General features: G+C 70.7%; 2 protein-coding genes (1 of these 2 cut by a window edge). Both read left to right on the top strand.

The window, feature by feature from the left end:
• The first annotated feature begins 442 nt into the window (after nucleotides 1-442).
• Nucleotides 443-18,100, top strand: coding sequence for a non-ribosomal peptide synthetase (locus NN2_RS13525; RefSeq protein ID WP_063013606.1), 17,658 nt, complete (start codon nucleotides 443-445; stop codon nucleotides 18,098-18,100).
• The coding region annotated (locus tag NN2_RS13520) for a non-ribosomal peptide synthetase (RefSeq protein WP_063013604.1) crosses the window boundary (this coding region is incomplete at its 3' end): on the top strand, nucleotides 18,100-24,937 show 6,838 of its 21,382 nt. Its footprint extends 14,544 nt past the window's final position. The genes NN2_RS13525 and NN2_RS13520, both read left to right, overlap by 1 nt.

Raw genomic sequence — 24,937 nt, 5'->3', positions numbered from 1 at the left:
CTGAAAGTGTCCTGACTCACACAAACAGGTCACAGTGTGGTTTCGGGCACATCTCTGCCCCGAGATCGACCGAATTGGACGCTAGTCCGAGTTTTTTTGAAGGAACTGATTCCTTTTTATTAGTCTTCGGCCTAGTGTTCGCTGCATGAACGGTGGCGCGGGTCGCCACCGGCCGATGCAGGAGATGAGGCCGCGGGAGCTCGGGGCCGCGATGTTGGAGGAAGTCGAGTTCGAGGATGAGTTGGTGACCGCACCGGTTCACCGAAATTACTGAGACACAAACCATTTCGCTCTTTCACACCTTCGCGATCGCGTGAGGTGTATTCGCCGAACCATCCGTGGCAAAGCCAGGGTCCGCGCCGTCGCGCGGGGCCCGGGGCTTATTTCGTGCTGCCCGAAAAGCGTTCGGTCGCTGGGTATTTCGTCAAACGAGGAGGCTCTGGTGCAGAGTTCGGAGTTGAGCGGTTTCGGTCCGGGTGAAGGTCACGGCGCCGAGATCACATCGGATCCGTCGCCGTTCCCGTTGACGCCGGCGCAGCTCGGCGTCTGGTACGCCCAGCTGCTCGATCCGCGGACTCCGATCAACATCGCCCAGTACGTCGACGTGCACGGAGACCTCGATGTCGAAGTGCTGCAAAAGGTCTCGGTCGAGGCGGCCCGGGAGTTCGGGTCCACGGTGGTGCGGCTCGGCGAAGTCGACGGCGAGCCGTATCAGTGCGTGGACCCGCGGCTACCCGTCGACATCGTGCCGGTCGATCTGCGCGACGCCCCCGATCCGGTCGCGGCGGCCCACGACTGGATGCGCGCGGACTACACGCAGCCGGTGGATCTGCTGACGGACCGGCTGTTCGCCGGCGCCGTGCTGCGGGTCGGTGAACGGCGCTGGTTCTGGTATCTGCGCGCCCACCACATCGTTCTCGACGGATTCGGCGCCCTGACCAACACCATGCGCGTCGCCGAGCGCTACACCGCCGAGCTGCGCGGCATCGAACCCGAACCCGCCAAGGCCGGCAGCCTCGAATCGCTGGTCGAGGGTGAACGCGGCTACCGCGACAGCACCCGGTTCGGCTCCGATCGCGGGTACTGGGGCGAGCGGGTCCGCGATCTGGACGGCGCGACCACGCTCAACGGCCGCAGCGCACCCCGCGCGGCCGGAAACCTGGTCTACGGCCGCCGGCTGCCGGACAAGATCGCCACCCGAATGAACGACCTTGCGACAGCGCATGATTCGACTGCGGCCGTGGTGTTGCTCGCGGCCTTCGCGGCCTATCTGGCCCGGCTGACCGGACGCGACGAGGCGGTGCTGAGCCTGCCGGTGACCGCCCGCACGACGGCCGTCATGCGGCGCTCGGCCGGCATGCTCTCCAATATCGTCCCGCTGCGGTTGCAGGTCGGGCAGGCCACCTGGGCGCAGCTGTTGCAGCAGACCCGGGTCGAGGTGGCCGGGGCCCTGCGGCATCAGCGCTACCGGCACGAGGACATCCGCCGCGACGCCGGCATGGAAGGCCTGGCCACCCGCCGCGCGCTGTTCGGGCCACTGGCCAACATCATGCTGTTCCGCAGTGACCTGACCCTGGGCGATACCACCGGCCGCTACCACGTGCTCTCGACCGGGCCGGTCGAGGATATGAGCCTCAACGTCTACTACGGCGACAGCGACCGGGTGCACGTCGACTTCGAGGCCAACCCGAATCTGTACCGCGCCGACGACATCGCCCGCCATCACGCCCGCTTCGTGCGGTTCCTGGAGCGGCTGGTCGACCTCGATCCCGAGCGGCCGCTGTCGTCGGTCGCGGTCACGACCGATCTGGAGCGTGAGGTCAGCCTCCGGATCTGGAATGCCACCGAGGTGGATATCGCCGCGCTTGCGGGTGCGGACGCGACCCTGGTGTCGATGTTCGAGCGCCAGGCGGCGCGGACCCCGGAGGCCGTCGCGCTGCGCGGATCGCGGACCCTCGGCTACGCCGGGTTCGCGGCCGAGGTCAACCGGCTCGCGCGCTATCTGATCGCGCGCGGCGCCGGACCGGAAACCACGGTGGCGCTGCATATTCGGCGTTCCCCGGAGCTCGTGGTCGCGATGTACGCGGTACTGGCGGCGGGTGCGGCGTATGTGCCGCTGGACCCCGACCATCCCGCCGAACGCATCGGCTACGTGCTCGAGACCGCGAAGCCGGTCTGCGTGCTGACCACCGCCGGCGATCACGGCGACGGTGACACCCGGTGGATCGACATCGACGAACTGGACCTGTCGGCGCTGTCCGCGGGGCCGGTGACCGACGCCGAGCGGATCTCGCCGCTGCGGCCGCAGCATCCCGCGTACGTCATCTTCACCTCCGGCTCCACCGGGCGGCCGAAGGGCGTCGCGGTCACCCATGCCGCGATCGTCAACCGGCTGGTCTGGATGCAGAGCGCCTACCGGCTCACCGCCGCGGACGTCGTCCTGCAGAAGACCCCCGCCACGTTCGACGTGTCGGTGTGGGAGTTCTTCTGGCCGTTGCAGGTCGGCGCGAGCCTGGTGCTGGCGACGCCCGACGGGCATCGCGACCCGGCCTACCTGCGCGCGGTGATCGCCGAATTCGGTGTCACCATCGCGCATTTCGTGCCTTCGATGCTGGCGGCCTTCCTCGGCGGCGTGGTCGACGCCTCCGAATTGAGTTCGCTGCGTGCGGTGTTCGCGTCCGGTGAGGCGTTGCCCGGACCACTGGCGCAGCGACTGCGGGCCGCGGCGCCGCGCGCGCGGCTGCACAATCTGTACGGACCCACCGAGGCAGCGGTCGATGTCACCGCGCATCAGGTGGGCCCGCTCGATACCACCGGTGTGCCGATCGGCGCACCGGTTTTCAACACCCGGCTGTACGTGCTCGACGCACGGTTGCAGCCGGTGCCCGTCGGCGTTCCGGGTGAGCTGTATCTGTCGGGGGTTCAGCTCGCCCGGGGCTACGTCGGGAGGCCGGAGCTGACCGCCGAACGGTTCGTCGCCGATCCGTTCGCGGACAGTGAGACGGAGGCCGGCCCCGGGGCGCGGATGTATCGCACCGGGGATCTGGTCCGCTGGACGGCCGACGGTGAGCTCGAGTATCTGGGCCGCACCGATTTTCAGGTCAAACTGCGCGGGCTGCGGATCGAACTCGGCGAGATCGAAGCGGTGCTCGGCGCGGTGCCCGGGGTCGCGCGCGCGGTGGTCGTGGTGCGCGACGATGCCGGCACCGGTGCGCAACTGGTGGCCTATCTGGTCGAGACCACCGCCGGCGCGGTCGACGTGGCGCGCGTGCGCGGCGCGGCCGCGCGCGAGTTGCCCGGCTATATGGTGCCGGCGGCATATGTGATGCTGGCATCGCTGCCGGTCAACGCCTCCGGCAAACTCGATCGGGCCGCGCTTCCCGCGCCCGAGCGGACGGCCGGACAGTACCGCCGCCCGCAGTCGGTCTCGGAGCGGGCGGTCGCCGAGGTGTTCGGTGAGGTGCTCGGCCGTGAGCGCCTCGGACTCGACGACGACTTCTTCGCCCTGGGCGGTAATTCGCTGGTCGCGACGCAGGTGGCGGCACGATTGAACGCCGACCTCGGCTGCGCGCTGACCGTGCGGGAACTGTTCGAGGCCACCACGGTCGAGGCGCTGGCCGAGCTGATCGACCGCGCCTTCGAAACCGAGGACATGCACGAGAGCGCCGGGCCGGTCGCCGGGCCGCGACCGCAGGTGCTGCCGCTCTCGCCCGCGCAGCAGCGCATCTGGTTCCTCAACCGGTTCGAGGAGGACAGCGCCGGCTACAACATGCCGTTCGTGGTCCGGATGACCGGCGCGGTGGACACCGAGGCCCTGCGAGCGGCCCTGGCCGATGTGGTGGCCCGCCACGAGGTGTTGCGCACCGTCTTTCCGGCGGACGACGAGCTCGTGGCCCGGCAGCATATTCTCCCCGCCGGGCAGGTCGGGCCGGAGTCCTTCGCGGTGGAAACCGTTGCGGCGGAGGGCCTCGACGCGGAGTTGACGCGCCTGGCGGCACGCGGGTTCGATCTGACCGCCGAAATCCCGTTGCGAGCGACGATTTTCGAACTCGCCGCCGATGATGTCGCGCTGGCGATCGTGCTGCACCACATCGCCGCGGACGGACTCTCGCTGCCGGTGCTGGCGCGGGATGTGGCCGCGGCCTATACCCGCCGCCGGTCGGGTATCGACGCCCCCGAGGCGCTGCCGGCGGTGCAGTACGCCGATTACGCGCTGTGGCAACGGGATCGGCTCGGTATCTCCGAAGATCCCGAATCCCTGGCCGCCCAGCAGCTCGGCTACTGGGCGCACACGCTGGCGGGTATTCCCGACCAGCTGGACCTGCCCGCCGATCGGCCGCGGCCCGCGGTGGCCGCCGGCCGGGGCGCCACCTATCGCTTCGACCTACCCGCGGACCTGCACGCGGCGATCTCCGAACTCGCCCGTGCCCAAGGTGTTTCGACCTTCATGGTGCTGCACGGCGCGCTGGCCGCGCTGCTCGCGCGGATCTCGGGCGGCGACGACATCGTGATCGGCACTCCGGTGGCCGGGCGTGGTCACCGCGAACTCGACGATCTGATCGGCATGTTCGTCAACACGCTGGTGCTGCGCACCCGAGTGGCGGCCGACGAACCGTTCACCGCTCTGCTGCAACGGGTCCGGGCGGTGGACCTGGGCGCCTTCGCGCACGCCGATCTGCCGTTCGAACAGTTGGTGGAGGCGCTGAACCCGGTCCGTTCGCAGGCCCGCCACCCGTTGTTCCAGGTGATGCTGGGTGTGGCCGACACTCAGGACATCGCCGTCGAGTTACCCGGATTGTCCGTGCGGACGAGTACCCTGGACACGGCGGTGACCAAGTTCGACCTTCAACTGACGGTCACCGAAAGCTTCGCCGGTGCCGGTCCCGGGGAAGGTCCGGCACCGGCGGGGATCACGGCGGAGTTCACCTACGCCACAGATCTTTTCGAGTCGGACACCATCGCGGCGTATGCGCGGTGGTGGCGGCAACTGCTCGTCCAGGTGGTCGCCGAGCCCACTCGTGTGGTGGGCCGGCTGCCGCTGCTCGACGCCGCCGAGTTGCGGCGCACGATCGACGCCGGCCGCCGCGGCGCGGGGGAAACGGCTCCCGACGTGCTCGCCGCGTTCGAGCGGCAGGCCCTCCTGCGGCCCGATGCGGTGGCCGTGGTCGACGGCGAGCGGCAATACACGTACGCCGAACTGTCGGCGCGGATCAACCGCCTGGCCCGCCATCTCGTCGGCGCGGGCGTCGGCCCGGAGTCGCTGGTCGTCCTGGGGATGCGCCGGTCGGCCGAGTTGGTGATCGCCGCCTACGCCGTGCTGGCCGCCGGCGGGGCGTACGTACCGGTCGACCCGGATCAGCCGACGGCCCGGTTGCGGCAGATGGCCGAGACCGCCGCGCCGGTATGCATGCTGACCGCCGGGGATGCGCCCGATCTGGACATTCCGCGAATCGCGATCGATGCGCTCGAGCTCGACGGCATGTCCGATCGCCCGCTCACCGACGCCGACCGGATCGCCCCGGTGCGGTCGGCCGACACCGCATACGTCATCTTCACCTCCGGCTCCACCGGAACGCCGAAAGGCGTTGCCGTCCAGCGCGGTTCGCTCGACAACCAGATCGCCTGGATCGCCGCTGAATACGGGATCGGTGAGCGGGACGTGGTGCTGTTCAAGACCCCGGCGACCTTCGACGTTTCGGTATGGGAGCTGTTCGCGCCGCTCGGCAGCGGAGCGCGGCTGGTGGTCGCCGCGCCCGACGGGCATCGCGACACCGCGTATCTGGCCGCGACCATCGCCCGGCACGCCGTGACCATGATCTCGTTCGTACCGTCGCTGCTGGCGACTTTCGCGAACACCGTGACACCGGCCGATATCCGCACGCTGCGGTGTGTTCTCGTCGCCGGCGAGGCCCTCAACGGAGAGGCCGTGCGGGCGTTCGCCGCGGTGAGCGATGCCGCCGTGCACAATCTGTACGGGCCCACGGAATTCACCGTGCACGCCACCCACGCGCCGGTTGCGCCGGACCGCATCGGTCCCGCGCCGATCGGTAAGCCGGTGCGCGACAGCCACATTCTGGTGCTCGACCGGCAGCTGCGGCCCGTCCCCGATCTGGTGATCGGCGAGCTGTACCTGTCCGGTGCGCAGGTCGCCCGGGGGTACCACCGCCGGACCGGTGCGACCGCCCAGCGATTCGTGGCCGATCCGTTCGGCCCCGCGGGTGCTCGCATGTACCGCACCGGCGACCTGGTGCGCCGCCTCCGCAACGGGGATCTGGAATATCTGGGGCGCAGCGACTTCCAGGTGAAGGTGCGGGGCCAGCGCATCGAACTGGGCGAGATCGAGGCGGCGCTGCTGGCCACGCCCGGCATCGACGCGGCGGCGGTGCGGGTGTACCGGCATCGGGCCGGCGATCTGCTGGTGGCCTATGCGGTGTGCGACGGCGATCCGCGGACCCTCGCCGAAAGCAGGCTGCGGGATCGGCTGCCGTCGTACATGGTGCCCAGCGCCTACGTCGCGCTGGCGGCCATGCCGCTGACGGCCTCCGGCAAACTCGATCGCGCCGCCCTTCCCGATCCGGTACTGGCCACCGAACGGTTCCGTGCGCCGGAGAGCGCCGAGGAGAAGGCCGTGGCGGCGGTCTTCGCCGCTGTGCTGGGCGCCGAACAGGTCGGGCTCGACGACGACTTCTTCGCCCTCGGCGGCAATTCGCTGGTGGCGACCCAGGTGTCGGCCCGGCTGGCCGAGGCGCTGGACCGCGAGGTCGCGGTGCGCCTGCTGTTCGAGCACCCGGTGGTCGCGAATCTTGCCCGGCGACTGCGGGATTCGTCTCCCCGCCGGCATCGCGCGTTGACCGCCGGACCACGGCCGGAGCGGCTGCCGCTGTCCTACGCGCAGCAGCGGATGTGGTTCCGCAACCAGTTCGACACCGAATCGGCGGTCGACAATCTGACCACCGCCATCCGGCTGCGGGGCGAGCTGGATGTCACCGCCCTCGCCGCGGCGGTGCGTGATGTGCTGGCGCGGCACGAGGCCCTGCGTACCCGGTATCCCGCCGTCGACGGCGTGCCCTTCCAGCAGGTACTCGACCCGGCGGACGTGGTGGTCGACCTGGCGCCGCAGCCGGTGCCCGAGGACGAGTTGGCGCAGCGCCTGCGGGCCGAGGCGGCCGTCGCCTTCGCGGTGCGCGACCAGGCGCCGATTCGGACGGCGCTGCTGCGTAGCGCCGCCGATGTGCACGTGCTCGTCGTCTCCATTCACCACATCGCCGCGGACGGCTGGTCGATCGCGCCGCTGACGCGGGATCTGATGCAGGCCTATGCCGCGCGCACGGCCGGCCGGGCGCCGCAGTGGCTGCCGCTGCCCGTGCAGTACGCCGACTTCGCGCTCTGGCAGCGGGCCGTGCTCGGCTCCGAGGACGATCCGAATTCACCCATCGCCGAGCAGATCCGGTTCTGGGCAGGCGAACTGGCGGGCCTGCCCGACGTGCTGGCCCTGCCGGGCGATCGGCCGCGGCCGGCGACGGCGACGGGCCGCGGCGCCCGATACCGCTTCGCGGTGCCCGCCGAGACCGTCTCCGCGCTGCGTGAGCGGGCCGAGCGGACCGGCGCCACCTTCTTCATGGCGCTGCACGCCGCCTTCGCGGTGGTGCTGGCGAAACTGTCCGGGCAGCGCGATATCGCGATCGGCACGCCGATCGCCGGCCGGGGTGAGGCCGCGCTCGACGATCTGGTCGGCATGTTCGTCAATACGCTGGTGCTGCGCGCCGACGTCGCGCCCGAGTCCTCGTTCACCGCACTGCTCGACGCCGTGCGCGAGGGCGACCTGCGCGCCTTCGCCCACCGCGACGTTCCGTTCGAGCGTCTGGTCGAGGTGCTGAATCCGATGCGCTCGGCGGCCCGGCACCCGCTGTTCCAGGTGATGCTGGATCTGCGCCAGGCCGCCGCCGGCGAACCGCGACTGCCGGGGCTGCGCGCGACGACGCTCGAACTCGATTCCGGCACCGCCAAATTCGACCTGCACCTGACGGCCGAGGAAGCGGCCGACGGCAGCCTGGCGGCGGTCTTCGAATATGCGACGGACCTGTTCGACGAGCCGACCGTCGCGGGATTCGCGCGCCGGTTCCGCCTGGTACTGGAAGCCCTCCTCGCACAGCCGGAACGGCCCATCGGCGATATCGAACCGATGTCGGCCGCCGAACGCGAAGAAATCCTCGGCGCATGGAACGACACCGCCCACGAGGTGCCGGCGACCACACTGGCCGACCTGTTCGCCGAGCAGGCGCGGCGCAGCCCGAATGCCGTCGCCCTGCGCTTCGAGGGCGCCGAATGGACCTATGCCGGCTTCTCGGCGCGGGTGAATCGACTGGCGCGGCTGCTGGTTTCGATCGGCGTCGGCCCCGGCCGCACGGTGGCCCTGGGCATCCGCCGCAGCGACGATCTGGTGGTCGCCATGTACGCGGTGGTCGCCGCGGGCGCCGCCTACGTACCGCTCGACCCCGACCATCCCGCCCGGCGCATCGGTGACGTACTGCGCACCGCGCGGCCGGTGTGCGTGCTGACCCGCTCCACCGATGGGCTCGATCTCGATACGAGCGGTCTGGTCAGTCACTGCGCGGTCCTCGATATCGACCTGTTCGACACCGGCGACTACTCGTCGGCGCCGCTCACCGACGCCGACCGGCTGCGACCGCTGCGGCCGGGCCATCCCGCCTATGTCATCTTCACCTCGGGCTCGACGGGCAAACCCAAGGGTGTGGCGGTGAGCCACCGGGCGATCGTGAACCGGTTGGTGTGGATGCAGGCCGAGTACGAACTGGCCGCCGCCGACGTCGTACTGCAGAAGACTCCGGCGACCTTCGACGTGTCGGTGTGGGAGTTCTTCTGGCCGTTGCAGGTCGGCGCCCGGCTCGTGGTGGCCCGGCCCGACGGCCATCGCGACCCCGCCTACCTCGCCGAACTGATTCGCGCCGAACACGTTTCGGTGGCGCATTTCGTGCCCTCGATGCTCGCGGTGTTCCTCGCGCACGCGCGGCCGGGTTCGCTGCGGACGGTGTTCGCCTCCGGTGAGGCGCTACCCGCGGAGGTCGCGCAGCGCCTGCGGGCGGTCACCGGTGCGCGACTGCACAACCTCTACGGGCCGACCGAGGCCGCGGTCGACGTCACTGGCCACGAGGTCGTCGACACCGACACCGCGACCGTGCCGATCGGCCGCCCGGTGTTCAACACCCGGCTGTACGTGCTGGACGCGCGGCTGCGGCCGGTGCCGGTGGGCGTCGCCGGTGAGCTGTACCTGGCCGGCACGCAACTGGCCGAAGGGTACGTCGGCCGCCCCGACATCACCGCCGAACGGTTCGTGGCCGATCCGTTCGGTACCGGGGAGCGGCTCTACCGCACCGGCGATCTGGTGGCGTGGAACCCGCGTGGTGAACTGGAGTATCTGGGCCGCACCGACTTTCAGGTCAAGGTGCGCGGCCTGCGCATCGAATTGGGCGAGATCGAAGCGGCGCTCACCGCCGTGCCCGAGATCGCACAGGCCGTGGTGATCGTTCGCCACGATCCGCAGACCGGTGACCGGCTGGTCGCGTATCTGCTGCCCGCCGACGGCGCAGGCATCGATATCGACGCGGTGAAAGCCACACTGGCGCAGCGACTACCGGCCTACATGCTCCCCGCGGCCTACGTCGTACTCGACGCGTTCCCGCTCAACGGCTCGGGCAAGCTGGACCGCGGCGCCCTGCCCGATCCGGTCTGGCAGGCGCGCGAATATCACGCGCCGGCGACGGCGGCCGAAGCCGTGGTCGCCGAGGTCTTCGCGGAGGTGCTGGGCGCCGAGCGCGTAGGGCGCGACGACGATTTCTTCGACCTCGGCGGCAATTCGCTGCTCGCCACCCAGGTGCTGGCCCGCATCGGCGCCGCTCTGGACACGCAGCTGCCGGTTCGCCTGCTGTTCGAGGCCACCACGGTGACCGAGCTGGCGGCGCGGGCCGAGCTGCTGGCCGGCACCGGTGCGCGCGCGCCGCTGACCGCGCGCACGCTGCCGGAGCAGGTGCCGCTCTCGGCGGTGCAGCGGCGGATCTGGTTCCTCAACCGCTTCCGCGCCGACGAGCGGGCGGCCGCCGCGGTCGACGTCATCCCGCTGGCGCTGCGATTGCGCGGAGCACTGGATATCGACGCCCTGCGCGCGGCCCTGGCCGATGTGGTGGAGCGGCACGAGACGTTGCGCACCCGCTACCCCGATACCGCGGACGGGCCGGTGCAGGTCGTCGAGCCCGCCGCGGCGCACATCCCGGCATTGCGCGTGGCCGCGGTGAGCGAGCAGACGCTGGCCGAGCGCATCGCCGGGATCTGCGCCACCGAATTCGACCTCACCGTCGAAACCGGCTTGCGCGCCGAGCTTTTCGCGCTGTCCGCTGATCATCACGTACTGCTGCTGGTCCTGCATCACATCTGCGCGGACGGCCTTTCCCTGGGCCCCTTGGCCGCGGATGTGACGGCCGCGTACGCCGCGCGCCGCGACGGACGCGCGCCCGGCTGGCAGGACCTGCCGGTGCGCTACCGCGACTACACGCTGTGGCAGGCGGAAGTCCTCGGCGATCCGGCCGATCCGGAATCCGAACTGTCCCGCCAGCGCGAATTCTGGCGCACCCGCCTGGCCGGGCTGCCGGAACAGCTGGACCTGCCCACCGATCGGCCGCGTCCCGCGACACCGTCGTACCGCGGTGGCAGCCACCGCTTCCAGATCGACTCCGATCTGCACAGCGAACTGGGCGAACTGGCCCGCAAACACGAGACCACCCTGTTCAGCACGGTGCATGCCGCGCTGGCGGTGCTGCTGTCGCGCATGTCGGGCACCTCCGATATCGCGATCGGCACCCCGGTGGCCGGGCGCGGCGAGGCCGCGCTGGACCCGATGGTCGGCATGTTCGTCAACACCATCGTGTTGCGCAGCGAGATCGACAGTCGTGAGCACTTCCACACCGTGCTCGATACCGTTCGCGCGCAGGATATTTCGGCCCTGTCGCAGGTGGACGTGCCGTTCGAGCAGGTGGTGGAGATGCTGGCGCCGGCCCGCACGGCGAGCCGTCATCCGCTGTTCCAGGTGGCGCTGACCTTCCAGAACTTCACCCTGCCCGAGGTCGAGTTGGCGGGGCTGCACGTCACGCCCGAGGCGGTCGACGCGGCCGCCGTCGCGTTCGACCTCCAGTTCACGCTGGTCGAGTCCATCGACGACGACGGTCGTGCGGGCGGGATGTCGGTCGAGATCACCTATGCCGCCGATCTTTTCGATGCGTCGACGATCGCGGAGCTGGCCCGGCGCTTCGAGCAGGTGCTGGCCGCGGTCAGCCACGACCACACCGTCGTGGTCGGCGACATCCAGTTGCTCAGCGCCGAGGAACAGCATCGCGCGCTGTACGAATGGTCCGTCAGCGGCGACGATCGTTCCGAAACGACCACCATCGCAGCGCGTTTCGCGGCGGCCGCGCGGGCGGACCGAACGGCCGTCGCGGTGCGGGCCGGCGACGCGGCCCTCACCTACGGCGAACTCGAGGACCGTGCCCACGGCCTCGCCCGGCGCCTGATCGCGGCCGGCGCCGGTCCGGAAACACTTGTCGCCGTGGCGCTGCCACGCTCGGCCGACCTGATCGTCGCACTGCTCGCGGTCGTCGAATCCGGCGCCGGTTATCTGCCGATCGATCCGGACTACCCCGGCGACCGGATCGAATACATCCTCGCCGACGCCCGGCCGGTGTGCGCGATCACCGGTACGGACGGCCCGGCCCGCGGCTGGTTCGACGGCCCGGTAATCGATCTGGACACCGTGTCCTGGCAGGAGCTGGACACCGCGCCGATCACCGATGCCGACCGCCGCTCGCCGCTGCGCCCGGACAACACCGCCTACGTCATCTACACCTCCGGTTCCACCGGCCGACCCAAGGGTGTGCAGATTCCGCACGCCAATGTGATTCGGCTGCTGGACAATTCCCGCGAGCGATTCGGTTTCGACCACTCCGATGTGTGGACGCTGTTCCACTCCTACGCCTTCGACTTTTCGGTGTGGGAACTGTGGGGTGCGCTGCTGCACGGCGGCCGGATCGTGGTCGTCGACTACTTCACCTCCCGGTCGCCGCAGCAATTCCGGGAGCTGCTGATCGATGAGGGCGTGACGGTCCTCAACCAGACGCCCTCGGCGTTCTACCAGCTGATGAGCGCGGACCTGGCCGACGCTCCGGCCGACTACCGGCTGCGCTGTGTGATCTTCGGCGGCGAAGCGCTGGAGCCGGCGCGGCTGCGGGACTGGTTGGCGCGGTATCCGCACACACCGCGGCTGATCAATATGTACGGCATCACCGAGACGACGGTGCACGTGTCGTTCCGGCCGATCGACGCGCGCACCGGTGCGGCCGGGGTGATCGGAGGCGCCCTGCCGGGTCTGACCGTGCGGTTGCTCGATTCGCGGCTGCGGCCGGTGCCGGTGGGTGTGCCGGGCGAAATCTACGTCTCCGGCGGACAACTCGCCCGCGGATATCTGGGGCGGCCCGCCTTGACCGCGGGGCGCTTCGTGGCCGACCCCTACGGGACGGCGGGTTCACTCGCCTACCGCTCCGGTGACCTCGCGCGGTGGACCGCGACCGGTGACCTCGAATATCTGGGACGCGCCGACCACCAGGTCAACCTGCGCGGCTTCCGGGTGGAACTCGGCGAGATCGAGGCCGCGCTGATGGCGGTGGACGCGGTGGCACAGGCCGCGGTCGTGGTCCGCGCGGACGACGGAGCCGAGGCCCGGATCGTCGGATATGCGGTGGGCGCCGACCTCGACGTGGCGTCGGTGCGCCGCGCGGTCGCCGAGCGGCTGCCCGAGCACATGGTTCCGGCCGCCGTGGTCGCGGTCGACCGAATTCCGTTGACCGTCAACGGAAAGCTCGACGTGCGCGCCCTTCCGGCGCCGGTGTTCGAGACGGTCGGTTACCGCCGGCCGGCGACCGCCGCCGAGCAGATCGTGGCCGATGTGTTCACCGAGGTGCTCGGCGAACTCGGCACCGACCGGGCGGTGGGCGCCGACGACGACTTCTTCGCCCTCGGCGGCAGCTCGCTCTCGGCGGCCAAGGCCGTCGCCCGCATCGGCGCGGCCCTGGGTGTGAGCGTCCCGGTGCGCACGCTGTTCGAGAATCCGCGGGTCGCCGATCTCGCGGTGGCGGCACTGACGGGCGGTGACCGGCCGGCCCTGGTCGCCGGTGCGCGCCCGGCCCGGCTGCCGCTCTCGCCGGCGCAGCAGCGGATGTGGTTCCTCAACCGGTTCGACCGCGCCTCGGCCGCCTACAACATTCCGCTGGCGCTGCGCCTGTCCGGCGACCTGGACGAGCAGGCCCTCGCCGCGGCACTGCGTGATGTCGTGGCGCGGCACGAATCGCTGCGTACCGTCTACCCCGAGATCGGCGGCGAACCGGCGCAGGTGATCTTGCCGGTCGAGCGGGTCCACATCGACACGACGGCCGTGCCGGTCGCCGAAGACGCACTGCCGCAACGAATCCGGGAGTTGTTCGGCACCGGATTCGACGTCACCACCGACGTGCCCGTGCGGGTGCGGGTGTTCGAACTCGCCCCCGACGAGCATGTGCTCGCGGCGGTGCTGCATCACATCTGCGCCGACGGATCCTCGATCGTGCCGTTCGTCGCCGATCTGATGCGCGCCTACGAGGCACGGGTCCGGTCCGACGGGCCCGGCTGGTCGCCGCTGCCGATCCAGTACGCCGACTACGCGCTGTGGCAGAAGCGTCTGCTGGGCGCCGAGGACGACGCGGAATCGGTGGCCGCCCGGCAGATCGCGTTCTGGCGCGAGACGCTGGCCGGGCTGCCGGATCAGCTCGACCTGCCGACCGACCGGCCTCGCCCGGCCCGGCAGAGCCTGTACGGCCGCCGCGTCGAATTCGCCGTCGACGCCGCGGTGCACCGGCGGCTGGCCGGCGTGGGCCGCAGCGCCGGCGCCACGGTGTTCATGGTCGTGCACGCGGCGTTCGCGGCGGTGCTGGCCCGGCTCTGCGATACCGGCGACATCGCGGTGGGCACGCCCGTCGCGGGGCGTAACGACGCCGCGCTGGACGAGGTCATCGGCATGTTCGTCAACACCGTGGTGTTGCGGACCGCGGTCGATGTGGACGCGCGCTTCGACACGCTGCTCGACGGCGTGCGCGCCACCGATATCGCCGCGCTCTCGCATACCGATGTGCCGTTCGAACGCCTCGTCGAGGTGTTGAATCCGCGCCGCTCGACCGCTCGGCATCCGCTGGTGCAGGTGGGTCTGTCGTTCCAGAACCACGATCGCGCCACCCTGCGACTACCCGGCCTGACCGTCACCGAGGTCGAATCCGACAGCACGACAGCGCAATTCGATCTGCATCTGTTCGCCGTCGACCACCACACCGAGTCCGGAGTCCCGGCCGGCATCGAGCTGGCTCTCGGCTATGCGACCGATCTGTTCACCGCCGAGACCGCCGAGCGGATCGCCGCGCAGGTGAACCGCGTCCTACATGCGGTGGCCGCCGCGCCCGCGACCCGGATTCGCGATCTCGACCTGCTCGGTGAGCAGCAGTACCGGTTCGTGATCGAGGACGGCAATCGGACCGCGCGGGAGGTTCCCGAGGCGACGCTGGTGGATCTGTTCGATGCCCGGGTCGCCGCGAATCCCGCGGCGGTGGCGCTGATCGACGCGGCCGGCGCCGAACTGAGCTATCGCGACTTCGACGTCCGGGTCAACCGCCTGGCCCGTCACCTCATCGGCCTCGGCGTGCGCCCGGAGACGACTGTGGTGCTGGCGCTGCGCCGTTCGGTCGATCTGGTGATCGCCATGTTCGCGGTGGCCAAGGCCGGCGGCGCCTATGTGCCGATCGATCCCGACCATCCGGCCGATCGGATCGCGCAGATCGTCGAGACCGCGCGGCCGGTGTGCGTCCTGGGCGGCGGTGCGGTGCCGGGCGTGGGTGACGACATCGCGACGGTGGATCCCGGTACGGATCTGTCCGCGTATCCGGGCACGCCGATCACCGCCGCCGATCGGCTCGCGCCGCTGCGGCCGTCGAATACCGCCTACGTCGTGTTCACCTCCGGCTCCACCGGACGCCCCAAGGGCGTGGCGATCTCGCACGGCGCGATCGTCAACCAATTGCTGTGGCTGCGTAGCGAATTCGGCATCGACAGTGCCGACCGCGCGCTGCTCAAGACGCCCGCGACCTTCGACCTGTCGGTATGGGAGTTCTGGTCGCTGCTGGTCAGCGGCGGAGCCCTGGTGATCAGCGAGCCGGGCAGCGAACGCGATCCCGACCACCTGCGCGAGCTCATGCGGCGGCACCGGGTGAGCATCCTGTTCACGGTGCCCTCGCTGCTGGGCATGCTGCTGGCCGACGAGATCGGCTTGCCGCAGACGGTGCGGGCCGTCCTCGCGATCGGTGAGGCGCTGCCGCAGTCGACGGCGCGCCAGTTCGGAACACGCTGCGACGCAACGCTGTTCAACCTCTACGGTCCCACCGAAACCGCCGTCTCGATCACCTCGCACCGGGTCGGCGCCGATCCGGAGCCGGTGGTGCCGATCGGCGCGCCGGTGTGGAACAGCCGGACCTATGTGCTCGATCGGCGGCTGCGGCCGGTGCCGCCGGGCGTGCCCGGCGAGCTGTATCTGGCCGGCGACCAGCTGGCCCGCGGTTATGCGGAACAACCGGCGCTCACGGCGGGCCGTTTCGTCGCCGATCCCTTCCACGGCGGCCGCATGTACCGCACGGGCGATATCGTGCGCCGCCGCGCCGACGGGCTGCTCGAGTATCTGGAGCGGGCCGACTTCCAGGTCAAGATCGGTGGTTTCCGGATCGAACTCGGCGACGTGGAGGCGGCCCTGCTGCGCCGGCCCGGCGTCGAGGCCGCGGTCGCGGTGGCCCGCACCGACGGCAACGCGGGACCGCGCCTGATCGCCTACGCGGCGGTGCCCGGCGCCGATGTCGACGCGGGCACGCTGCGCGCGGCGCTCGGCAGCGAACTGCCGAAATACATGGTGCCTGCGGCCGTGGTGGTGCTGGACGCGCTGCCGCTCAACGCCAACGGCAAGGTCGACCGCGACCGGCTGCCCGCCCCGGTGCTGTCCGAGGCCGAGTTCCGGGCGCCCGATACCGAGACCGAACGCCTGGTGGCGGCGGAATTCGCCGATATCGTCGGGCGGTCCGCCGACGGCGAGTCGCCCATCGGCGCCGACACCGACTTCTTCGAACTCGGCGGCAACTCGCTCGCGGCCGCCCGCCTGGCCGCGCGGCTGGGTGCGGCCTCGGGCGTGCGGGTGCCGGTCGCCGCGGTCTTCACCGCGCCGACCGTCGCGGCGCTGGCCGCCTGGATCGATGCGGCCGAGCGGGATGTCCGTCCACCGCTGCGGCCGCGGACCACCGGCGTGCCGGTACCGCTGTCGCTCGCCCAGCAGCGGATGTGGGTGCTGAACCGGCTCGCCCCGGATTCGGCCGCCTATCACGTGCCGGTCGCGTTGCGCCTGACCGGGACGCTGGAACTCGACGCCCTCCGGGCCGCGCTCGCGGATCTGGTGCAGCGCCACGACATCCTGCGCACCCGGTATCCGGAAGCCCGCACCACCTCCGGCGAACCGGAACCGGTGCAGGAGGTGCTGCCCGCCACGCCGGTCGGCCTCGAGCCGATGCCGGTGCGGCGCGACGAGATCGACGAGCGCATCGCCGAGATCGTCGCCGTCGGCTTCGACGTCACGGCCGCCCCACCGGTGCGGGTGCGTCTGCTGCGGGTGGCCGACGACGAGCACATCCTCGTCGTGGTGGTCCACCACATCAGTGCCGACGGCTATTCGATGGCCCCGCTGACCCGCGATCTGATCGCGGCCTACACCAGCCGGTTGGCCGGAACCGCGCCCCAGTGGAGTCCGCTGCCGATCCAGTACGCCGACTACAGCGAATGGATGCGGACCGTACTCGGCGCCGAGACCGACCCGGACAGCGTGCTGTCCGAACAGCTCGGCTACTGGCGCGACCGCCTGGCCGGCGCGCCCGAGCAGCTGGCGCTGCCCACCGACCGGCCGCGTCCCGCCCGCCGCGAGATGCGCGGTGCGACGGTCGACTTCGCCTTCGATCAGCCGCTGGTCGCGCAGCTGGCCGGTGTCGCGCGAGCACACGGGACGACCCTGTTCTCCACGATGCACGCCGCCTTCGCGGTGCTGCTGGCGAAGCTGTCCGGACAGTCCGACATCGTCGTCGGCGCGCCGGTGGCCGGGCGCGGGGAACGTGAACTCGACGATCTGGTCGGCATGTTCGTCAACACGGTGGCGTTGCGCACCGAGATCGACGCCCGAACGAGTTTCGCCGAGCTGCTGCGGAGTGTGCGGGAAGCCGACCTGGCGGCGCTCGGCCGCACCGAGTTGCCGTTCGAACGGGTGGTGGAGGCGCTGGGCCGCACCCGCACCAGCGCTTACACGCCGATCTTCCAGGTGCTGTTCACCTTCCAGAACCTGCCGGCCACGGCGGTCACACTGCCCGGTCTGCGGGTCGAGACGCTCGAACCGGCGCTGCCGGAGGCGAAATTCGATCTGCAGCTCACCGCGCTGGAGGAATTCGGCGCCGACGGTGAACTGCAGCGGCTGCGGATGCAATTCTGCTATCCCACCGACATCTTCGACGAGCGCACGGTGCGATTGTTCGCCGAACGACTACAGCTGATCGTGCGGGCGGTGGCGGCGGATCCGTCGATCACCGTGCGCGCGATCGACATTCGCACCGCCGAGGAGCGCAACCGCCGCACCGGCCGCGCGGCAACCACCCGGCTGCCCGATGATCTGGTCGATCTCATCGCCGCCGCGGCCGGAACGGCGCCCGATTCGCTGGCCGTCGAATTCGGCGGGCGCGGAATCGGATTCGCGGAACTGCACCACAAACTGGTCACCGTCGGCCGGGCCATGGGCGCGAACGCAACTCCCGACGCGCTGGTCAACGTCGCGCTGGCCGGCCTGCTGCCCGGCGTTCTCGCCGCCGGCGCCGGCGGACTCACCACCATGCTCGAGGCCCTGCATCTGCGCGCACAGGGCGTGATCACCACGGAAGGAACCCACTGATGACGCATGCAGAGTCGGTTACACCCGTCCGGTCCACCGAGCACCCCGCGCTGCGCGGCGCCTACGGCATCGCGGATCTGCCGTACCTGATCGAGGTCGTCGCCGACCTGGAACCGCAGCGCGTCGCGGTGCGGCACGCGGACGTCGCGATCACCTATGCCGAGCTGGGCGCGGAGCTGACCACGCTGGCCGCGGCGATGGGTGATGCGCTGACCCCCGATGCGCTCGTGCAGGTGGTGATCTCGGGCCGGCTGCCGGCACTGCTGGAATCGGGGGAGGGCGCACTGGCCGCCGCCGTCTCCGATCTGCTCGACGACGCGCTCACCGCGGCCGCGGATGTGCTCGATCCCGGCCTGGCTCCCGCCGACACGCTCGCCACGCTGTTCGCCGAGCAGGTGCGGCGCACACCCGGTCTGGTCGCGGTGGAATTCGACGGCAGCACCCTCACCTACGCCGAACTCGACGCCCGGGCGAACGCACTGGCCTGGCAGCTGGTCCGGCTGGGAGTGGGCCCGGATGCGCGGGTGGGGGTGTCCATGCACCGGTCGCTGGAACTGGTGATCGGTATGTACGCCATCCACAAGGCCGGTGGCGCCTACGTGCCGATCGACCCGGAGCATCCCGCCGATCGCATCGCGTACGTGCTGGAGATCGCCGCGCCCGTCGTGGTCCTCACCCATGCCGGCAGTCCCTCGTTCGACGGTGTGCCCGTGCTGCGGGTGGACGAATTCGACTGGGAGACAGAGGCTTCGATCTCGGTGCTGGAGTCCGGTGAGGTGGTGCCGGCACGCCCGGACAACATCGCCTACGTCATCTTCACCTCGGGTTCGACCGGCCGGCCCAAGGGGGTCGCGGTCTCGCACCGCGCCATCGTGGCGAATCTGCGCTGGCGGCAGCGGTGCTACCGCATGCACGCCGCGGATGTGGTGCTGCAGAAGACCCCGTTCACCTTCGACGTGTCGGTGTGGGAGTTCTTCTGGCCCCTGCAGGTCGGTGCCCGGCTGGTTATCGCCGCGCCGGACGGCCATCGCGATCCGGCGTATCTGATCCGGACCATCGCCGGCAAGCACATCACCATCGCGCATTTCGTGCCGTCCATGCTGGCGGTGTTCGCCGCCGCGGTCGCGGATGCCGAGGCGATGAGCGATATCGACTCCCTGCGTGCGGTTTTCGCCTCCGGTGAGGCGCTGCCCGCCGCGACCGGCGCCGCCTTCCGTGACGTGAGCGGGGCGAGCCTGCACAATCTGTACGGGCCTACCGAGGCCGCGGTCGACGTGACCGCCCACGAGGTGACCGCGGCCGATACGGTCTCGGTCCCGATCGGCGCCGCGGCCGACGACACCGATCTGCACGTCCTCGACGACAATCTGCAACCGGTCCCCGACGGTGTGGTGGGCGAGCTCTACCTGTCCGGTGTGCAGCTGGCCCGCGGCTACCTCGGCCGCGCGGGGCTGACCGCCGAGAGGTTCGTCGCCAACCCGCACGGCGCGCCCGGTGACCGCATGTACCGCACCGGCGACCTGGTGCGCTGGAACAGCGGTATCGACGGCGGCCCGCGCGAATTGGAATACCTGGGCCGCAGCGACTTCCAGGTGAAGCTGCGCGGTCTGCGGATCGAACTGGGTGAGGTCGAGGCGGCGCTGCTGGCGCACGAATCGGTGGCACAGGCCGCGGTGGTGCTGTACCGGCACAGCACGGGCGATCACCTGATCGGCTACGTCGTGGCGGCCGGCGGATGCGAACTCGATTCCGGCGTGATTCTCGGCGACGCCGCGCGGCGACTGCCGGAATACATGGTGCCGTCCTTGCTCGTCGCCATGGACCGCATGCCGGTCAACGCCAACGGCAAACTGGATCGCAAGGCGCTGCCGGAACCCGAATTCGGCGACACCGCAGGCGAATTCCGCGAACCGGCGACCCCGGGCGAGCGGGCGGTGGCGGAGATCTTCGCCGAACTGCTCGGCATCGACGCAGTGGGCGCCGACGACGACTTCTTCGCCCGCGGCGGCAATTCGCTGCTGGCCACCCGCGCGATCGCGCGCATCTCGGCCGCTCTCGACATCGCGGTCGACGTGCGGGACTTCTTCGACCGTCCCACCCCGGCCGGGCTCGCCGCCCTGGCCACCACCGCGCGCATGCGGCCGCCGCTGGTCGCCGGCCCGCGCCCGGATACCGTCCCGCTCTCGGCGGCGCAGCGCCGGATGTGGTTCCTCAACCGCCTGGCCAACAGTGACGCCACCGGCAACGCCGCGGCCGCGGTGGACAACATTCCGGTCGCGCTGCGCCTGCGGGGCCGGCTCGACACCGCGGCATTGCGTGCGGCCGTCGCCGACGTGACCGCGCGTCACGAGGTGCTGCGCACGGTGTATCCCCAGACCGCCGCGGGGGCCGTGCAGGTCGTGCGGCCCGTCGCCGAGCCGCAGCTGGCGCCGGTCGAGGTCGCCGAGGCCGATCTGGTCGCGGCGGTGCGAGAGGTGGCCGCCACCGGCTTCGACGTCGCCGCCGAGATTCCGGTGCGGGTGCGGTTGCTGCGTACGGGCGCCGACGATCACACCCTGGCGCTGGTGGTCCACCACATCGCCGCCGACGGCGTGTCGATGGGACCGCTGCTGCGCGACCTGATCCAGGCCTACACCGCGCGCAGCCGCGGCACCGCCCCGCAATGGTCGCCGCTGCCGCTGCAGTACGCCGACTACACGCTGTGGCAGCAGCGAGTACTCGGCGACGACACCGATCCGGACTCCGAGGCGGCCCGCCAGCTCACGTTCTGGCAGCACGAATTGGCCGAGCTCCCGGCGCAATTGGATCTGCCCGCCGATCGGCCGCGCCCGGCCGCGGCCTCGTATCGGGGCGCGACCGTCGAATTCGCCATCGACGCCGGTCTGCGTGCCGCCATCGACGAACTGGCCGAACAACTGCGGGCCACGCCGTTCATGGTGCTGCACGCGGCCCTGTCGCTGCTGCTCGCCCGGTTGTCCGGGACGAGCGATATCGCGATCGGCACCCCCGTCGCGGGCCGGGGCGAGCGCGCACTCGACGATCTGGTCGGCATGTTCGTCAACACGCTCGTCCTTCGGACCCGGGTGGCGGGCGACGCCGATTTCGCCGAACTGGTCCGCCGCACCCGCGCCGTCGATCTCGATGCCTTCGCCCATGCCGAGATTCCGTTCGAACGCCTGGTGGAGGTGTTGAATCCGGCGCGGTCGCAGGCGCGGCATCCGCTGTTCCAGGTCGGCCTGTTCATGCAGAACATCGGGGTCGGCACGCCGGAACTGCCGGGCCTCGAGACCGAGCTCGTGGATTTCGATCCCGGCTTCGCGAAATTCGACCTCCAGCTCACCGTTTCCACACCGCCCGAGGGCGGATACCGCTCCGAATTCACCTATGCCACCGATCTTTTCGATGCGCCGACGGTCGAGGAATTCGCCGCCAAATTCCTGCGCCTGCTCGGCGGCGCCACGGCCGACCCGCACCTGCCGGTCGGCGATCTGGAACTGCTCGACGCCGGCGAACTCGACTATGTGACCTCCAGCTGGAATGCCAGCGGCCACAAGGTGGCCGACCACTTCCTGCACGAGGGGTTCGACCGGCAGTCGCGCCGCACGCCGAACAATCGCGCGCTCGTCTTCGAGGACGCCGAACTGACCTACGGCGAGATGTCGGACCGGGTGAACCGCCTCGCCCGCAAGCTGATCGAATCCGGCGTCGGGCCGGAGACGCTGGTCGTGCTGGCCATGCCGAGGTCGATCGAACTGGTGCTCGGCATGTACGCGGTGCTGCACGCGGGCGGCGCCTACGTTCCGGTGGACCCGTCCCATCCGATCGAACGCATCGGCCACATCCTCGCCACCGCGCGGCCGCATACGGTGCTGACCACGCGGGCCGCCGGCTTCGAACTGCCGCCGACGGCCTCCGATACGGCGGTGGTTCACCTCGACGAACTGGACCTCTCCGAGTACTCCGCCGCCAAGATCGGCGATCGGGAGCGCCGCGGCACGCTGCATCCGGACCACCCGGCCTATGTGCTGTTCACCTCCGGCTCGACCGGGCGGCCCAAGGGAGTCGCGGTCAGCCATCGCGCCATCGCCAACCAGCTCGAATGGATGCACGCCGAGTACGGGGTGCGGGCCGGCGACATCTACCTGCAGAAGACCGCGACCACCTTCGACGTGTCGCTGTGGGGCTATTTCCTTCCGCTGCGGGCCGGCGCCGCCCTGATCCTGGCCACCCCCGACGGCCACCGTGACGCCCGCTATCTCGCCGAAACCATTGCCGCGCAGCGGGTTACGCTGACCGACTTCGTGCCGTCGATGCTCACCGTCTTCCTCAACCATGCCGAGGCGCGGGAGCTGGCCACCCTGCGGGCCGCCTTCGTCGTCGGTGAGGCGCTGCCCGCCGAAACCGCGGCGCTGTTCGCCGAGAAGTGCGACGGCGCCCTGCACAATCTGTACGGCCCGACCGAGGCGGCGGTGTCGATCACCTGCCACGAGGTCACCCCGGACGACGTGCGCAGCGTGCCGATCGGCGAGCCGGAATGGAATTCGCAGGTCTTCGTGCTGGACGCTCGGCTGCATCCGGTGCCGATCGGCGTGCCGGGCGAGTTGTACCTGGCCGGCACCCAGCTCGCGCGCGGCTACTGCGGACGCGCCGACCTGACCGCGGACCGGTTCGTCGCCAATCCCTTCGCTGTGTCCAAAAGGGGCGCTCCCGAGGGCCCTGCGGGGTCACGCTCCGCTACCGCCTCCGGGCCCGCCGGTCGTGCCCCGGGCGGCGAACGGATGTATCGCACCGGTGATCTGGTGCGCTGGACCCCCGAGGGCGAGCTCGACTATTTGGGCCGCATCGACTTCCAGGTGAAGTTCCGCGGCCAGCGCATCGAACTGCCGGAGATCGAAACCGCCCTGCTGGCCGCACCGGGTGTCGGCCAGGCCGCGGTGCGCCTGATCACCGGCGAGAGCGGCGACTACCTCGCCGGATACGTGATCCGCACGCCGGGTGCCGAACTCGATGTGCAGGCCGTGCGGGACGGTCTCGGCGCGGTGCTGCCCGCCTACATGATTCCCACCGCCGTCGTCGAACTGACCGAATTCCCGCTCAACAGCAGCGGCAAATTGGACCGCGCGGCGTTACCGCTACCGGTGCTGGCGGCCGCCGAATTCCACGCCCCGCGCACCCCCCTCGAGGAGCGGGTGGCCGCGGTGTTCGCCGACGTGCTCGGGCTGGAGCGGGTCGGCCGCGACGACGACTTCTTCGCCCTCGGCGGTAGTTCGCTCGACGCCACCCAGGTCAGTGCCCGCGTCGGCCGGATCGTGGATGCCCGGGTACCGGTGCGCACCCTGTTCGAGGCCTCGACCGTCGCCGCGTTCGCGGCCGCCGTCGGCGGTGACGTGGCCGAGCGGGCCCGGCCCGCGCTGGTGAAACAGCGACGGCCGCAGCGCATTCCGCTCTCGCCGGCGCAGCAGCGGATGTGGTTCCTCAACCGGTTCGATCCCGAGTCCGGTGTCCACAACATTCCGGTCGCGGTCCGGCTGACCGGCGCCCTGGATGTCGCGGCGCTGGCCGCCGCCGTCGCGGATGTGCTGGAACGCCACGAGACCCTGCGCACGCGCTATCCCGAACACGAGGACGGGCCCGCCCAGGAGGTGCTGCCCGCCGCCGATGTGCGCGTGGACCTGACACCGGTCGATGTGCCGGCGGCGGAGATCGCGGGCCGCATCGCCGCGCTCACCGCGCGGGGATTCGACGTCACCGCCGAACCGCCACTGCGCATCGCGTTGCTGCGCAGCCGCGCCGACGACGGCAGCGACATCGGCGCCGCCGGCCCGGACGGCGCGGAGCCCGAGCACATCCTCGTCTTCGTGGCCCACCACATCGCGGCCGACGGCTGGTCGATCGCCCCGCTGACCCGCGACCTCATGACCGCCTACGGCCACCGCGTGGCCGGGACCGCACCGCAGTGGGAACCGCTGCCCGTGCAGTACGCGGATTTCAGCATCTGGCAGCACGCGGTGCTGGGTTCGGAATCGGATCCCGACAGTGTCCTGGCCGCCCAGGCGGCCTACTGGCGGGCGACGCTCGCCGGGCTGGCCGACGAGCTGAATCTGCCCACCGACCGGCCGCGCCCGATGCGTCCCTCCTACGCCGGTGGCCGGGTGCGATTCGATATCGGCGGCGACATCCGCGACGGCCTGCGCGAACTCGCCCAGCGGCGGCAGGCCACCACCTTCATGGCCGTGCACACCGCGCTGGCGATCTTCCTGGCCCGCATGGCCGGTACCGACGACGTGGCGATCGGCTCGCCGATCGCCGGGCGCGGCGAGCGCGAACTCGACGATCTGATCGGCATGTTCGTCAACACCGTCGTGTTGCGGACCCCGGTGCCCGGCGGCGCGAGCTTCACCGAACTGCTCGACCGCACCCGCGAGGCCGACCTGCGTGCCTTCGCACACGCCGACCTGCCGTTCGAGCGACTGGTGGAACTGCTCGATCCGGAACGGTCCACCGCGCGGCATCCGTTTTTCCAGGTGGCGCTGGCCTTCGAGAATCTGCCCACCGGTGAGCTGGAGCTGCCGGGGCTGCGGGTCGGCACGGTCGAGCCGGACGCCGGAACCGCGAAATTCGATCTGGCCCTGAACATCCGGGAGACGGCCGACGGGATGGCCGCGGAATTCGCCTATGCCCGCGACCTTTTCGACCACGCCACGATCGAGGGCTTCGCGAGCCGCTTCCTCGGTCTGCTGCGGCAGCTGGTCGCCGATCCGGAGGCCGCGGTCGGTGATACGTCGCTGCTCAGTGCCGACGAATACGTCCGGTTGACCCGGGTGCGGCCCGACGAGG

This window comes from Nocardia nova NBRC 15556 (assembly GCF_001613005.1).
GTDB classification, from domain to species: domain Bacteria; phylum Actinomycetota; class Actinomycetes; order Mycobacteriales; family Mycobacteriaceae; genus Nocardia; species Nocardia nova.
The sequence above is the reverse complement of the archived record's forward strand: the minus strand, read 5'-3'. Positions and strand labels throughout refer to the sequence as shown.